The sequence below is a fragment of the Streptomyces vilmorinianum genome (assembly GCF_005517195.1).
GTDB lineage: Bacteria > Actinomycetota > Actinomycetes > Streptomycetales > Streptomycetaceae > Streptomyces > Streptomyces vilmorinianum.
This window is the reverse complement of record NZ_CP040244.1, coordinates 795,968-809,670: the sequence shown is the minus strand read 5'-3', so window position 1 is coordinate 809,670 and position 13,703 is coordinate 795,968. Positions and strand designations below refer to the sequence as shown.

General features: G+C 72.6%; 12 protein-coding genes. 2 read left to right on the top strand and 10 right to left on the bottom strand.

What is annotated here, in order from left to right:
• Positions 1-48: 48 nt before the first annotated feature.
• Positions 49-1,740, bottom strand: a complete 1,692-nt coding sequence (locus tag FDM97_RS03990) for a serine/threonine-protein kinase (RefSeq protein ID WP_137994642.1) — start codon at positions 1,738-1,740, stop codon at positions 49-51.
• Between the two features lie 253 nt (positions 1,741-1,993).
• Positions 1,994-3,343, bottom strand: a complete 1,350-nt coding sequence (locus FDM97_RS03985; protein ID WP_137988883.1) for an acyltransferase family protein — start codon at positions 3,341-3,343, stop codon at positions 1,994-1,996.
• A gap of 254 nt (positions 3,344-3,597) precedes the next feature.
• On the opposite strand from FDM97_RS03985, the gene FDM97_RS03980 reads away from it, so the two are divergent.
• Entirely contained in the window at positions 3,598-4,575 is a 978-nt protein-coding gene (locus FDM97_RS03980; protein WP_137988882.1) for an SMP-30/gluconolactonase/LRE family protein, read from the top strand.
• On the opposite strand, the gene FDM97_RS03975 is transcribed toward FDM97_RS03980, so the two are convergent.
• The 6 genes from FDM97_RS03975 to rsmI all read right to left on the bottom strand — a co-directional run bounded on the left by FDM97_RS03975 (position 4,576) and on the right by rsmI (position 10,286).
• Entirely contained in the window at positions 4,576-5,625 is a 1,050-nt protein-coding gene (locus tag FDM97_RS03975) for a 4-(cytidine 5'-diphospho)-2-C-methyl-D-erythritol kinase (protein ID WP_137988881.1), read from the bottom strand.
• Positions 5,622-6,494 carry a 16S rRNA (adenine(1518)-N(6)/adenine(1519)-N(6))-dimethyltransferase RsmA gene (gene rsmA / locus FDM97_RS03970; protein ID WP_137988880.1) on the bottom strand — a complete coding sequence of 291 codons (873 nt, stop codon included), beginning with the start codon at positions 6,492-6,494 and terminating at the stop codon, positions 5,622-5,624. Before rsmA ends, FDM97_RS03975 begins: the two co-directional genes overlap by 4 nt.
• 16 nt (positions 6,495-6,510) lie before the next feature.
• Positions 6,511-7,764: a resuscitation-promoting factor gene (locus tag FDM97_RS03965; RefSeq protein ID WP_137988879.1), complete on the bottom strand. Its 1,254-nt coding sequence runs from the start codon at positions 7,762-7,764 to the stop codon at positions 6,511-6,513.
• A gap of 72 nt (positions 7,765-7,836) precedes the next feature.
• A complete protein-coding gene (locus tag FDM97_RS03960) occupies positions 7,837-8,706 on the bottom strand; it encodes a TatD family hydrolase (protein ID WP_137988878.1) in 870 nt (289 codons plus the stop codon).
• 28 nt (positions 8,707-8,734) lie between these two features.
• Positions 8,735-9,259: a hypothetical protein gene (locus tag FDM97_RS03955; RefSeq protein ID WP_137988877.1), complete on the bottom strand. Its 525-nt coding sequence runs from the start codon at positions 9,257-9,259 to the stop codon at positions 8,735-8,737.
• Positions 9,260-9,398: 139 nt separating this feature from the next.
• A complete protein-coding gene (rsmI, locus tag FDM97_RS03950; RefSeq protein ID WP_175439027.1) occupies positions 9,399-10,286 on the bottom strand; it encodes a 16S rRNA (cytidine(1402)-2'-O)-methyltransferase in 888 nt (295 codons plus the stop codon).
• Between the two features lie 52 nt (positions 10,287-10,338).
• On the opposite strand from rsmI, the gene FDM97_RS03945 reads away from it, so the two are divergent.
• Positions 10,339-12,081 (top strand): dolichyl-phosphate-mannose--protein mannosyltransferase, encoded by a 1,743-nt coding sequence (locus FDM97_RS03945; protein WP_137988875.1) that lies wholly within the window; start codon positions 10,339-10,341, stop codon positions 12,079-12,081.
• Here the strand turns inward: FDM97_RS03945 and FDM97_RS03940 are convergent.
• Positions 12,078-12,896: an alpha/beta fold hydrolase gene (locus FDM97_RS03940; RefSeq protein WP_137988874.1), complete on the bottom strand. Its 819-nt coding sequence runs from the start codon at positions 12,894-12,896 to the stop codon at positions 12,078-12,080. The two genes, FDM97_RS03945 and FDM97_RS03940, sit on opposite strands and share 4 nt — an antisense overlap.
• 23 nt (positions 12,897-12,919) lie before the next feature.
• A complete protein-coding gene (locus tag FDM97_RS03935; protein WP_137988873.1) occupies positions 12,920-13,588 on the bottom strand; it encodes a DUF4097 family beta strand repeat-containing protein in 669 nt (222 codons plus the stop codon).
• Between the last annotated feature and the right edge of the window lie 115 nt (positions 13,589-13,703).

Genomic DNA, 13,703 nt, shown 5'->3' with positions numbered 1-13,703 from the left:
ACGGCCGCGCCGGCACGGCGACGCCCGGCAAGATCCAGGAGACAGCCCCTAGCAGCGGTTGAGTGCGCCGCTCCCCCCGGTGGTCTTGTCGGCGAACACCCAGCCCTCGGTCTCCGTGCCCTGGATACGGGCGTAGATCCACTTGTTGCCATGGGCATTGGTGACGTAGCAGTGGTAGTAGATCTTCACGCCGTCCTTGACCGGGGTCACCCAGCCGCAGTCCGCGTACGGCCCGGTGTAGAGGTGGGAGTTCTGGGACAGGTAGCCGTAGCCGTCGCTGCGGTTCGAGTGGGCCCAGCCGGTGCAGGCCGTCGACACCGGGGTGGGCTCCTTCGCCGTGGGGCTGGGTGTGGTCTCCGGGGCGGCGGACGGGCTCGTGGTCGGCTTGTCGGCGTCGTCGCCGGATGTCGGCGTGGGACCCGGCTCCTTGTCGTCGCCCTTGGGAGCGTCCGTCCCCTCCGAGGGGGCGCCGGACCGCGTCTCGCCGGGGCTCATGGAGGTCAGGTCCCCCGGGGAACTCGGGCCGTCGGCCGTACCGCCCGTACCGGACATGTCGCCGTCGGCCGGGGTGCTCGCCGCGGGAAGCGCCGCGTTCGACCCTGCGCCGCCCGTGTCCCCGCCCTGGTTCATCAAGGCGTAGGCGACGCCGCCTCCGGCGATCACGGCGGCGGCCGCCACCGCTGCGATGGTGCGGGTGCGGCGCCGCCGCTCGCGGACGAGCGTCGTACGGGTCTCGGAGCGGCTGCCGCGACCGGCGGGTACGCCGGGCTGCATGCCGGCGTGCATCCCCGCCTGCCCGCCCGGCTGCGGGACACCGCCGTGCGGGTCGGTCGGCGTGTAGGCGACCCCTGCGGGCTGCGGAGCGGGCTGGTGGAACGGCGCGGCGGCAGGACCGAAGGCACCGGGCGGGGTGACGGGGCCAGGGGCCGGGGCGGCGGACGCGAGGTTCACCGTCCCGCCCGAGGCGACGCGCTCCAGCATGTCGCGCGCCTGCCCGGCATCCGGCCGGTCCCGCGGGTCCTTGGCCATCAGCGCCCGCAGCACCGGGGTGAGCGGCCCGGACCGCACGGGCTCCGGCAGCGGTTCGCCGACGATCGCCGCCAGCGTGGACCACACCGACGTACGGCGGAAGGGCGAGGCGCCCTCCACGGCCGCGTACAGCGTCATGCCGAGCGACCAGATGTCCGACGCGGCGCCGGGTTCCTGGCCCTGGGCGCGCTCCGGCGGCAGATAGTCGAGGGAGCCGACGATCTGACCGCTCTGGGTCAGCTTGGCCATGGCGTCGTCGCCGGAGGTGTCCATGCTGGCGATGCCGAAGTCGGTGAGCACGACCCGGCCGGTGCGCTCGAGGAGCACGTTGCCGGGCTTGACGTCGCGGTGCAGGACCCCGGCCCGGTGGGCCGCGTCGAGCGCGTCCATCAGCTTGGCGCCGATCGCGGCCGCCTCGCGCGGGTCCAGCGGGCCGCGCTGCGTCAGCACGTCGTCGAGGGAGGGCCCGTCGACGAGCTCCATGACGATGACCGGCAGCCCCTGCTCCTCGACCACGTCGTGCACGGTGACCACACCGTTGTGCCGGATACGGGCGGCGGCCTGCGCCTCGCGCTGCATCCGGACCCGCAGATCGGCCAGTTCGGCCGGGGAGGCGTCGGTGTAGGCCCGCAGGACCTTGACGGCGACCTCGCGGTTCAGCAGCTGGTCCACCGCACGGGCGACCACTCCCATGCCACCGCGCCCGATCATCCGGGTCACGCGGTATCGCCCGCCCAGAACCTCGCCGACCAGCTCTGCGCCGTTCGCCCCCGTCACCCGTCACACTCCGTCCGTCGCACTGCTCGGATCCACCGTTTGGAGGACAACAGCGTAGGGGTACGCGTACGGGCGCGTGCGCACGGTCCGGTCCTCGACGCGCAGGTGAGACCGGGTGTGGACCCGCACACCGAATGGACACAGGACCTTTTCAACAGCCACTCCCGTCCGCACATCTGACTCTACGTCAGGACATTCGGGTGTTCCGCCCACGGCCCGCCCGTTCGACCAGGAGCCAGCCCGCCAGGGCCATCCCCACCGCCGCCGGGGCGGTGACGTCGACCGCGATCAGCGTCGCCGAGTGGCCTTCCAGGAGGCCGCCGAAGCCGACCATGGACAGGCCAAGGACACCGAAGAGGGCCAGGGTGACGCCGAGGGCGGCGAGCGAAGCGAGATGGGGGTCCCCCCGGCCGGAGGCTGGGGGAAGGGCGGCGGAGCCGTCGGCCGGCGCCGTCGCGGCAGGCTGTTCGAAGCGGCGGAAGGCGGCGACGAGCAGGGCGGTGAGGACGGCCGCGGCGGCGATACGGAGCGGCGCCTGGGCCCACCAGGCGGCGGTCGCGGGCGCGGGCAGCCGTACGTCGAGGGCGAGGAGCGCGCCGTACACGCCGAGCATGGCGGTCAGGTGCCACAGGAACGCGGTCATCGCGATCCCGTTGGCGGCGACGACCTTGTGCCAGACGCCCGCCCGCGCGGTGAACCGGGCCCCCGGTCCCTTCAGCAGCTCCACCGCGCCCACCAGCCACAGGCCGTGCGCCAGGAGGGCCAGGGTGGGCGGGGCCATGTTGGAGACCTTCTCGCCGGGCATCCCGACCATGGAGAGCGGATACGGGCCGAGGGCGACGAGGAGCGCGGCGGCGGTGAGGCCGGCCCCGGCGAGGACGCCGGGCAGGCGGATCATCCCGTCGGCCCGCAGGAAGCCGAGCTGATGGATCGCCAGCCACACGAACGCGAAGTTCAGGAACTCGACGAAGGGGACGTCCGCCGCGAACCGCACCACGTCCACGACGACCGCGCCGCCCACGAGCGCCCCGAACGCGCCCCAGCCCCACCGCTCGTGCAGCGTCAGCAGCGGCGGGGTGAACGCCACCATCGCGAGGTAGATCCCGATGAACCACAGCGGCTGGGTGACGAGGCGCAGCGCGACCCCGGTCAGGCCGCCGTCCCCGCCGAGAAGCTGGATGACCAGCGCGGCGATCCCCCAGACCCCGACGAACACCATCGTCGGCCGCAGCAGCCGCTGCAGCCGGGCCCGCAGGAAGGCGGCGTACCGGGGACGGGAGCGGTAGGCCAGGGCGTGCGAGAACCCGCCCACGAAGAAGAACACCGGCATGACCTGGAGCGCCCAGGTCACCACCTGCAGTCCGGGGACGACGGCGAGCAGGTTGCCCACCTGCCCGCCGCCGTCGACCACGGCCATCAGCCAGTGGCCGAGCACCACGACCCCGAGCGAGGCGACCCGCAACAGATCGACGTACCGGTCCCGCGTCGCGGGGGTGGCGGCGGCGAGTTCCCGAGCGCTGACTCCGCTGTTTCCCATACGGGGTACGGTCCCGCGGGCGCCCGGCCCTCCGTCAGGGTGCGGATACTCAACCGGCCTCTGAGTACGCGCGCTTCCCGACGCAGCGCCAACCGGCCCCACGCCGTCGGCCACGCGGGCGATCCCCCGGCCGTGCCTCCCACCGGCCCGGGCTGACTCATCGTCATGTTTCGTCTGGTGCCGGGCACCCGGCGCCCCGTGCCCGCTCGCCCGCTTCCCGCTCGCCCGCTCGCCCGCCCCCAAGGAGAGGCCCCATGCCCCGACTCCCCCGCCTGGTCGCCGCCGCCACGGCCACCGTCGCCCTCACCGTGCTCGCGTCAGGCCCCACCTCGGCCGGTGAGCCGACCGTGACGGACCCGCGCGTCGTCGCCCACTTCGACTTCGCCCTCGGGCAGACACCGGAGAACATCGCCCTCGAACCCGACGGCTCCGCGAACCTGACCCTGTCCTTCGCCCGGCAGGTCGCCAACGTCGACAAGCACGGGGCACAGCGGATCGTCGCGACCCTGCCCGCCGTGGCGAACCCGAACACGCCCATCATCGGCGCGGCCGCCGCCATGGGGATCGCCCGCGCCCACGACGGCACGCTCTACGTCGTCTACGCCACCGGAACGAGCGAGACCGGCATCTGGCGCATCAAGCCCGGCGGCAGCGCGCCCGTCCAGATCGCCGAGCTGCCGGCCGACGGGCTCCCCAACAGCCTCGCCCTCGACGAGAAATGCGGCGTGTTCTACGTCGCCGACTCCGTCCTCGGAACCGTGTGGCGCGTCCCGCAGGAAGGCGGCACGCCCACGGCCTGGGCCACGGGAACCGAGCTCCAGCCCCTGGCCGCCCCCGACGGCTTCGGCGTCGGCGCCAACGGGATCAAGGTCCACAACGGCGCCGTGTGGGTGTCCAACACCGACCGGCAGACGCTGCTGCGCATCCCGGTCCTCCCCGACGAGAGCGCCGGGACCATCGAGACCCGGGCGACCGGGCTGACCTGGATCGACGACTTCGCCTTCACCGGGCACGACGACACCGTCCTCGCCACCCTGATCATGGACAGCGAACTCGCCCTCGTACGCCCCGACGGCACCCACACGGTCGTCCTCACCGGGCAGGACGGGCTCTCCAACCCGACCTCCGTGGCGGTGCGCGGCGAGACCGTCTACGTACCGAGCGCTTCCTACTTCGCCCCCGTGAAGGACCCGAACCTGCTCCTGGCCCGCCTCAACAAGGGCAAGAGCTAGCTAGCCGAGAACCGTCGCGCCCGGCGCCGGGGACGAGGCCACGCGGGCCGTGCGGCAGGTGCCGGAGGCGATCAGGGCGGCCGCGACCGCCTCCGCCGACTCCTCGTCCTTCACCAGGAACGCCGTCGTCGGGCCCGAGCCCGAGACCAGGGCGGCCAGCGCGCCGGCCGCCGTGCCCGCCTCCAGCGTCGCCGTCAGGGACGGGCGCAGGGAGACGGCGGCCGCCTGGAGGTCGTTCGCGAGGGCTCCGGCCAGGGCGGTCGCGTCGCCGGTGCGGAGGGCCTCCAGGAGGTCCGGGGAGGCGACCGGCTCGGGGACGGTGACGCCCTCCGTGAGCCGGTCGAACTCGCCGTACACCGCCGGGGTCGAGAGCCCCCCGTCGGCGACGGCGAACACCCAGTGGAAGCCGCCGCCCACCGGAAGCTCCGTCAGCCTCTCGCCGCGCCCGACGCCGAGCGCCGCCCCGCCGACGAGGCTGAACGGCACATCGCTGCCGAGCTCCGCGCAGATCTCCAGGAGCTCCTCGCGCGGCGCGTTCAGACCCCACAGCGCGTCGCACGCGAGCAGCGCGCCCGCGCCGTCGGCGCTGCCGCCCGCCATGCCGCCGGCCACCGGGATGTCCTTGGCGATGTGCAGGTGCACGTCCGGGGAGATGCCGTGCCGGGCGGCGAGCAGTTCCGCCGCCCGCGCGGCGAGGTTCGTCCGGTCCAGCGGGACCTTGTCCGCGTCCGGCCCCTCGCAGGTCACCGTCAGCTCCTCGGCGGGGGTCGCGGTCACCTCGTCGTACAGGGACACGGCGAGGAAGACGTTCGCCAGGTCGTGGAACCCGTCGGGCCGCGCCCCGCCGACCGCCAGCTGGACGTTGACCTTGGCGGGCACACGTACCGTGACGCCCCGGGCAGCACCCGCGTGCGCGCCGCCGACGCCTGCCCCACGGGACGCCGTTCCGGTGCCGGACGACGTGCCGGTGCCAGGTGCCGTGCCCGCGCCGAACTCCGCGCCCGTACCCCGCTCCGTACCCGCGTTCCGCTCCGTACCGGCCCCGCTCACGCCTTCGCCTCCGCGATCCGCGCGAACTCCTCCACCGTCAGCGCCTCGCCCCGCGCCTGCGGCGAGATCCCGGCCTTCACCAGGGCCTCCTCGGCCGCCGCGGGCGAGCCCGCCCAGCCGGCGAGCGCGGCCCGCAGGGTCTTGCGGCGCTGCGCGAAGGCCGCGTCGACGACCGCGAAGACCTCCGTCTTGGAGGCGGTCGTCGCCACCGGTTCCGTACGGCGGACGAGCGAGACGAGACCCGAGTCGACGTTCGGCGCCGGCCAGAAGACGTTGCGGCCGATCGCGCCGGCCCGCTTCACCTCGGCGTACCAGTTCGCCTTCACCGACGGCACGCCGTACACCTTGTTCCCGGGCCGGGCCGCGAGCCGGTCCGCGACCTCGGCCTGGACCATGACCAGCGTCCGCTCGATGGTCGGGAAGCGGTCCAGCATGTGCAGCAGGACGGGCACCGCGACGTTGTACGGCAGGTTCGCGACGAGCGCGGTGGGCGGCGGGCCGGGCAGCTCCTCGACGTGCATCGCGTCGGAGTGGACCAGCGCGAAGTGGTCCTTCTTCCGCGGCAGGCGGGCCGCGATCGTCGCCGGCAGCGCGCCGGCCAGGACGTCGTCGATCTCGACGGCGGTCACCCGGTCCGCGGCCTCCAGGAGCGCCAGGGTCAGCGAGCCGAGCCCGGGGCCCACCTCCACGACCACGTCGTCGGGGCGCACCTCGGCCGTGCGGACGATCCGCCGGACCGTGTTGGCGTCGATGACGAAGTTCTGGCCGCGCTGCTTGGTGGGGCGTACGCCGAGCGCCGCCGCCAGTTCACGGATGTCGGCGGGGCCGAGGAGGGCGTCGGGGCCTTCGGGGCCGGTGGTGGTGCTCACCGGTACAGCCTACGGCTCACCGGTACAGCCTTCGGCCGCAGTGGGGCCAGGGACTCGCCCCCCGCTGCACGAAGAGCTTCTTCGCCCGGTACGTCTGTTCCGAGGCGGACGCGTTCTGGGCGACTCCGCTGCCGCCGAGCGAGCGCCACGTGCCGGGGTCGAACTGGTAGAGCCCGCCGTACGTCCCCGAGGGGTCGACCGCGTTCGGCCGGCCGCCGGACTCGCAGGCCGCGAGCGCGCCCCAGTCGAGCCCGTCCGCGCCCGCCACCGAGGAGGGCAGGGGCCGGGTGCCGACCTTCACCTTCTGGGTGACGGGCTCCCGCACCACCTCCTCGCCGATCTTCTTCGGCTTCTGCCGGACGCCGTTGACGGTCCGCAGGGCGTACGTGACGCGGCGCACACCCTGCACCCCCTGCCGTTCGACGACCTCCGTGCCCGCGAAGAGCCCGGGGTCGCGGGTCCTCTCGACGGCGTACGGGATCGGCTCCTCCCGGATCTCCTTGGTGCCGGTGATCCGCATGACGGTGATCGTCTGGCCGTCGCGCGGGAAGGAGCTCGGCGGTACGGAGGTGGTGTCCTGGCCGGAGAGGGTGATCCCCGCCTCCGCGACGGCCTCGCGGACGGTGGCGGCGTTGGTGCGCAGGGTCCGTTCGCGGCCGTCGGCGAGGAGGGTGACCGTTCGTTCGGTGCGGACGTCGAGGGCGAGGCCCCGGCGGGAGATCGGGGCGGAGCGGGAGACGGAGAGGTAGGCGCCCTCGGCGCGGACGCCGAGCTGGCGCAGGGCCCCGTCGACGGTCCTGGCCGTGGTCCACACCTGGCGGCGTTCGCCGTCGAGGGTGAGGGCGACGGGCCGGCCGTAGCGGACGACGACCTCGTCGCCGCTGGCGAGGTCGGCGGCGGGGGCGGGGGCGACGATGTCGTGGGCGCCGACGGCCAGGCCCTCGTCGGCGAGGAGTTCGCCGACGTCGTCGGCGAAGGTGTGCAGTGTGCGCGGGACGCCGTCGACGGAGAGCCGGATCGCCTTGTCGTTGGCGACGAAGGCGCTGGTGCCGCCGGCCAGGAAGGCGACGACGAGGGCCTGCGGGACGATGCGCCGCAGGCCCTCGGCCGCGCCCGGGGAGGCCTTGCGGCGGCGGGCGGCCCGCCGGGCCTCGGCGCGGGAGCCCTGGCCGGGGAGCAGTACCGCCTCCTGGGTCTGCTGCTCATGGAGGGAGACGTCCGACCGACGCCCGCCCCGTGCGGCTCGGTGACTTCCCTGCGCGTTGCTCACGAGGCCCGGACCCTAGCGGCAGCGACCGTCACTCTCCAAAGCGACCCGACTACATCACGTAACCGTTATTGATCAGTAATCGAAGGCGCTCGCGGTGTTCACGGCGATCGCCTCGCAGAGCTCCTCCTCCGTGATCCCGCGGACCGCGGCCATCGCGCGGACGGTGACCGGGACGAGATACGGCGCGTTGGGCCGTCCGCGGTACGGCGCGGGGGTGAGGAACGGGGCGTCCGTCTCGACGAGGACGAGCTCCAGCGGGGCGACGGCGAGGGCGTCGCGCAGCGGCTGGGCGTTCTTGAAGGTCATGTTGCCCGCGAAGGACATGTAGTAGCCGTGCGCGGCGCAGATCTCGGCCATCTCGGCGTCGCCGGAGTAGCAGTGGAAGACGGTCCGCTCCGGGGCGCCCTCCTCCTCCAGGACGCGCAGCACGTCGGCGTGGGCCTCGCGGTCGTGGATGACCAGCGCCTTGCCGTGCCGCTTGGCGATCTCGATGTGGGCGCGGAAGGAACGCTCCTGGGCGGCCATGCCCTCGGGGCCGGTACGGAAGTAGTCCAGGCCCGTCTCGCCGACGGCCCGGACGTACGGCAGGGCGGCCAGTCGGTCGATCTCGGCGAGCGCGTCGTCGAGAGCCGCCTCCCCGCCCGCCTCGCGGGCGCCCTGACGGGACCACCCGTCGGGGTCCCCGAGCACGATGCGGGGGGCCTCGTTGGGGTGCAGGGCGACGGCGGCGTGCACGTTCTCGTGCGCGGCGGCGGTCTCGGCGGCCCACTGGGAGCCCTTGATGTCGCAGCCCACCTGGACGACGGTGGCGACGCCGACGGCGGCGGCCTTGGTGAGGGCCTCCTCGACGGTGCCGGACTGCATGTCCAGGTGGGTGTGCGAATCAGCCACCGGCACCAGCAGGGGCTCGGGCAGCGGCGGCGGGGCGTCCTTGGAACTCATGGCCCCGATCGTACGAGGGGCCACGCGTTCACTTGCGGTGGAAGGGGTGCAGGAGATCCGACAGATGCCAGTGACGCTCTTCTTCCTTCACGTGCACGGGCCCGGGGAGGTCGCCGACGGGGGCGGACTCCGGGGCTCCCTTGACCTCCCTGGTGTCCCTGGCCTCCCTGGTCTCCATGACCGCGGGGCCCTGTTCGCCCAGGTCCTGCCCGATCGGCCCGGCCAGACCGATCGGTCCCGCCGGTACGACCGGCCTGTGGGGCGCTCCGGGCACCTGCGGGTGATGGGCCTGTTCCCATGAGTCCAGGACCGAGGAAACCTGGCCCGCGCGCATGATGCGGACGACATGGCCGCCGCAGTTCATGCAGGTCGGGCTGGACAGGGGCGACGGGACCCGTTCGCCGCCTGCCTTGTAGACGATGAATTCCTGGCCGGCGGCGTCGACGTGGTGCTCGATGTCGTACGCCTGCTCCCAGCCGTACCCGCAACGCATGCAGGCGAAGGCGTACGCCTCATGGGCGACGGGTATGCCGGTGCCGGTGATCTCGCTCATGCCAGCTCCTTTCCACCGATCCAGTGGACGCCTTTTCGGGCCGGAGCGCATCAGCGCCGGTCGAACAATGGAATGCCCTTGGGCTTTCCCTTGCTCTCAGGCCCTCGCAAGGCCCGCCGCACGGGTTTCGCTTTGCTTTTCACGATAGCTCTTTACCCTTTGAAGGGCCCGGCGCGGCCGCGTTCTTTGCCGCGACGACGGCGTCGAAGACCTCGCGCTTGGGAAGGCCCGCCTCGGCGGCGACCGCCGCGATGGCCTCCTTGCGCCGCTCCCCGGCCTCCTCGCGGATCCGCACCCGGCGCACCAGCTCCTCGGCGTCGAGCTCCGCCGGACCGGTCTCGGGGGCGCCCTCGACGACGACGGTGATCTCTCCCCGTACGCCCTCGGCGGCCCAGGCGGCGAGCTCGCCGAGGCCGCCGCGCTTGACCTCCTCGTACGTCTTGGTGAGCTCGCGGCAGACGGCGGCCCGGCGCTCGGCGCCGAAGACCTCGGCCATCGCGGCGAGCGTGTCGTCGAGCCGGTGCGGGGCCTCGAAGTAGACGAGGGTCCTCTTCTCCTGGGCGACCTCGCGGAGCCGGCCGAGCCGCTCCCCCGCCTTGCGGGGCAGGAAGCCCTCGAAGCAGAAGCGGTCCACGGGCAGCCCGGACAGGGCGAGCGCGGTCAGCACGGCGGAGGGGCCGGGGACGGCGGTGACCTTGATGTTCTGCTCGACGGCGGCGGCGACGAGCCGGTAGCCGGGGTCGGAGACCGACGGCATGCCCGCGTCGGTGACGAGCAGCACGCGCGCGCCGCCGGCCAGCGCCTCGACCAGCTCGGGCGTCCGGGCGGACTCGTTGCCCTCGAAGTAGGAGACGACACGGCCCGAGGTGTGCACACCGAGGGCCCTGGTCAGTCCGCGCAGCCGCCGGGTGTCCTCCGCGGCGACGATATCGGCGGTCTCCAGCTCGGCCGCGAGCCGCGGCGGGGCGTCCGCGATGTCCCCGATGGGAGTCCCTGCAAGTACCAGCGTTCCTGTCACATGGGTCATCCTCGCAGCCCGGACAGGCGACTCGCACAGGCGCGTTCCCTACGATGGCGCGGTGACCAGTACCGCACCCGAGGCCCTGCAGGGTCAGCACGCCGTGGAAGAGCCCCCGTCGTGGCAGCAGCGTCTGCGGCGCTTCGGCTACGTACCCCCCGCCAGGAGCGCCGCGGGGCCTGGGCTGCGGGACCGTCTCGTACCCCCGTACACCCGGCCCTCGCAGCGGCTGTGGTCGCTGCTCGGCGTCTCGGCAGGGGCCGCCGACCGGATCGGGCGGCTCGCCGCCTGGGGCGGTCCGCTGCTCGTGGCGCTCCTCGCGGGCGTGCTCCGGTTCTGGAACCTGGGCAAGCCGAACGCGGTGATATTCGACGAGACGTACTACGCGAAGGACTCCTGGGCGCTGATCAACCAGGGGTACGAGGGGGCGTGGCCGAAGGACATCGACAAGAAGATCCTGGCCGACCCCGGTTCGGTCCTGATCCCCACGGATCCGGGCTATGTGGTCCACCCGCCGATGGGCAAGTGGGTCATCGGCCTGGGCGAGAAGATCATCGACTTCACGCCCTTCGGCTGGCGGTTCATGGTGGCGCTGCTCGGCACCCTGTCCGTGCTGATGCTCGCCCGGATCGGGCGGCGGCTGTTCCGCTCCACGTTCCTGGGGTGCCTGGCGGGGCTGCTGCTCGCGGTGGACGGCCTGCACTTCGTGATGAGCCGCACGGCGCTGCTCGACCAGGTGCTGATGTTCTTCGTGCTCGCGGCCTTCGGCTGTCTGGTCGTCGACCGGGACTGGGCGCGCCGGAAGCTGGCGGCCGGCCTGCCCGAGGACGAGGAAGGGGTCCTGCGGCCGGACGCGGTCGTCGCGGAGACCCTGCGGCTCGGCCGGCGGCCGTGGCGGATCGCGGCGGGCGTGTCGCTGGGGCTCGCGGCGGCGACCAAGTGGAACGGCCTGTACGTCATGGTCGCGTTCGGTCTGCTGACGGTGCTGTGGGACGTGGGCGCCCGGCGCACGGCCGGCGCGTTCCGTCCGTACGTGGCGGTGATCAGGCGGGACCTGACCCCCGCGTTCGTGTCGGTGGTGCCGGTCGCGCTCGTCACGTACCTGGTCACCTGGACGGGCTGGATCGTCACGGACAAGGGCTACTTCCGGAACTGGGCGGCCGAGCAGGACAAGGTGACGGGCGGCGGGACCTGGTCCTTCCTGCCGGACTGGCTGCGCAGCCTGTGGCACTACGAGACCGAGGTCTACAAGTTCCACGTGGGCCTGAACTCGCCGCACACGTACGAGTCGAACCCGTGGAGCTGGATCGTCCTCGGCCGCCCCGTCTCGTACTTCTACGAGTCCCCGGCACCGGGGAAGGCGGGCTGCCCGTCGACCGCGACGGAGAAGTGCGCCCAGGAGGTCCTGGCCCTGGGCACACCGCTGCTGTGGTGGGCGGCCTGTTTCGCGATCCTGTACATCCTGTGGCGCTGGTTCTTCCGCCGCGACTGGCGGGCGGGCGCGATCGCGTGCGGCATCGCGGCGGGCTGGCTGCCGTGGTTCCTCTACCAGGAACGCACCATCTTCCTTTTCTACGCGGTGGTGTTCGTCCCGTTCCTGTGTCTCGCGGTGACGATGATGATCGGCGCGATGATCGGACCACCGGGCTCCTCGGAAAGGCGGCGGACTTTCGGTGCGGTGGGGGCCGGAGTTCTGGTCCTGCTCATCGTCTGGAATTTCATCTACTTCTGGCCGATCTACACCGGCACGGCGATTCCGATCGACCAGTGGCGGAACAGGATGTGGCTCGACACCTGGGTCTAGGCCCTGTCCGACGGGTGGGGTGCGGCGATGTCGCGTACGGATTCGGCGATGGCCGGGAAGTCCTTCTTGAGGAGGGCGCCGTGGTTGCCGGCGACTTTCGCGCCGATCCGGATGTTGGGGTTGCGGGCGGTGACCGCGTCGAGGCTGGTGCGGATCCGCTCGTGCTCGTCTCCCTTGCTTCCGAAGGACGCGCCCGAGGCGACCACGTACCGCACCGGGACGGTGATGCCGTCCAGGACGGGGCCCAGCTCGCGTTCGCGGGAGAGCCGGCCGAGCTCGATGTTGCTGTCGGCCTGCTGTTCGGCGGTCATCCGCGGGGCCAGGCCCGTCGGGCGCAGCAGTGGCAGGAACCAGCTCATGCGCCGGAACAGTTTGCGGATGCGTTGCTCCATGGCGTCGTCGAGCCAGTCGTAGGGGAACGCGCCGTCGACCAGGACGGCGCCCAGGGCGCGGTGCGGATTGCGGTCGGCCCAGTGCGCCGCGACGACCGCGCCGTAGGACCAGCCCACGACCAGGGCGCGGTCCACGCCTCGGGCGGCGAGTACGGCGTCGAGGTCGCGGACGGCGGCCTCGAAGGAGTAGTCCGCCGAGCGCTTGGATGCGCCGCGGGCCCGCTCGTCGTAGGTGATGTGCCGCCATTCCGTGCCCAGTTCGGCGATGACGCGGCGCCAGTAGCCCTGGGTGGCGAACTGGCCGTTGAGGTAGACCACGGGGATTCCGTCGCCGCCGGTGTCGGTGACGGCCAGGGCGGTGTCGTCGACGGGCACCATGCCGGTCCACTTCGACCTGGTCGCGGACGTGCTGTTCTTCGTCATGGGTTCTTCCTGGTCTGTTCTTTTTAGAGGCTGCGGGCGGTGATGTTGCCGTAGGCGGTGGTGGCGTGGATGTGGAGTTCGGCGGTGCCGTCGGTGTTCTTGAGCGTGTTGCTGATGCGGCCGTAGGCGGTGCCGGCGTCCAGGGCCGCGCAGACGCCGCGGGCGGCGCCGACCGTGATCTCGCCGTGCTCGGTGGCCAGCGTGAGGGTGCCGTGCACGGCCTCGGTGATGTGGAGGTCGCCCTTTTGGGTGCTGATCCGGCCGGGGCCGTTCAGGCGGCCGATCGCGATGTCACCGGCCTGGAGGGTGAGGTGGGCGGTTGCGGTCTCGTCGAGCTTGACCGTGGCCTGTGCGCCGTCGAAGGTGACGTCGCCGAGGCGTCCGACGCCGCGCAGTTCGGCGGCGGCGGCCTTGGCCTCGACGTGGGAGCCGGCGGGCAGCTGGACGGTCACCTCGACCGATCCGGGGTGGCCCAGGATCCGGCTCTTCGCCGCCGGGGCCTCGACGCGCAGCACACCGTCGGCGTAGGCGATCTCGATCTGCTCGGCGGCCTTCACGTCGCGGCTCTTGGACGCGTCGGCGGGCAGGACCTCGACGGTGGTGTCGGCCCGGTCGGCGGCGATGAACCGGATGTGTCCGGCGGGGATGTCCAGGACGGCGGTGATCGGGGCGGGGGTGGTGAACTTCTGCATCGCGCTCTCCTTGAGCTCGTCGTTTCCGATGAGGGAAAAGCTACGTTGCGTTCAAGGATCGAGCAACATGCTCGTTGCGCATGATTGCCATCATTGCAGGTAGATGCGGGGAAAT

Coding starts and splice junctions, on each gene's coding strand:
- FDM97_RS03990 (WP_137994642.1), bottom strand. CDS start 1,740: ATGATCGGGCGCGGTGGCATGGGAGTGGTCGCCCGTGCGGTGGACCAG.
- FDM97_RS03985 (WP_137988883.1), bottom strand. CDS start 3,343: ATGGGAAACAGCGGAGTCAGCGCTCGGGAACTCGCCGCCGCCACCCCC.
- FDM97_RS03980 (WP_137988882.1), top strand. CDS start 3,598: ATGCCCCGACTCCCCCGCCTGGTCGCCGCCGCCACGGCCACCGTCGCC.
- FDM97_RS03960 (WP_137988878.1), bottom strand. CDS start 8,706: ATGAGTTCCAAGGACGCCCCGCCGCCGCTGCCCGAGCCCCTGCTGGTG.
- FDM97_RS03955 (WP_137988877.1), bottom strand. CDS start 9,259: ATGAGCGAGATCACCGGCACCGGCATACCCGTCGCCCATGAGGCGTAC.
- rsmI (WP_175439027.1), bottom strand. CDS start 10,286: ATGACCCATGTGACAGGAACGCTGGTACTTGCAGGGACTCCCATCGGG.
- FDM97_RS03940 (WP_137988874.1), bottom strand. CDS start 12,896: ATGACGAAGAACAGCACGTCCGCGACCAGGTCGAAGTGGACCGGCATG.
- FDM97_RS03935 (WP_137988873.1), bottom strand. CDS start 13,588: ATGCAGAAGTTCACCACCCCCGCCCCGATCACCGCCGTCCTGGACATC.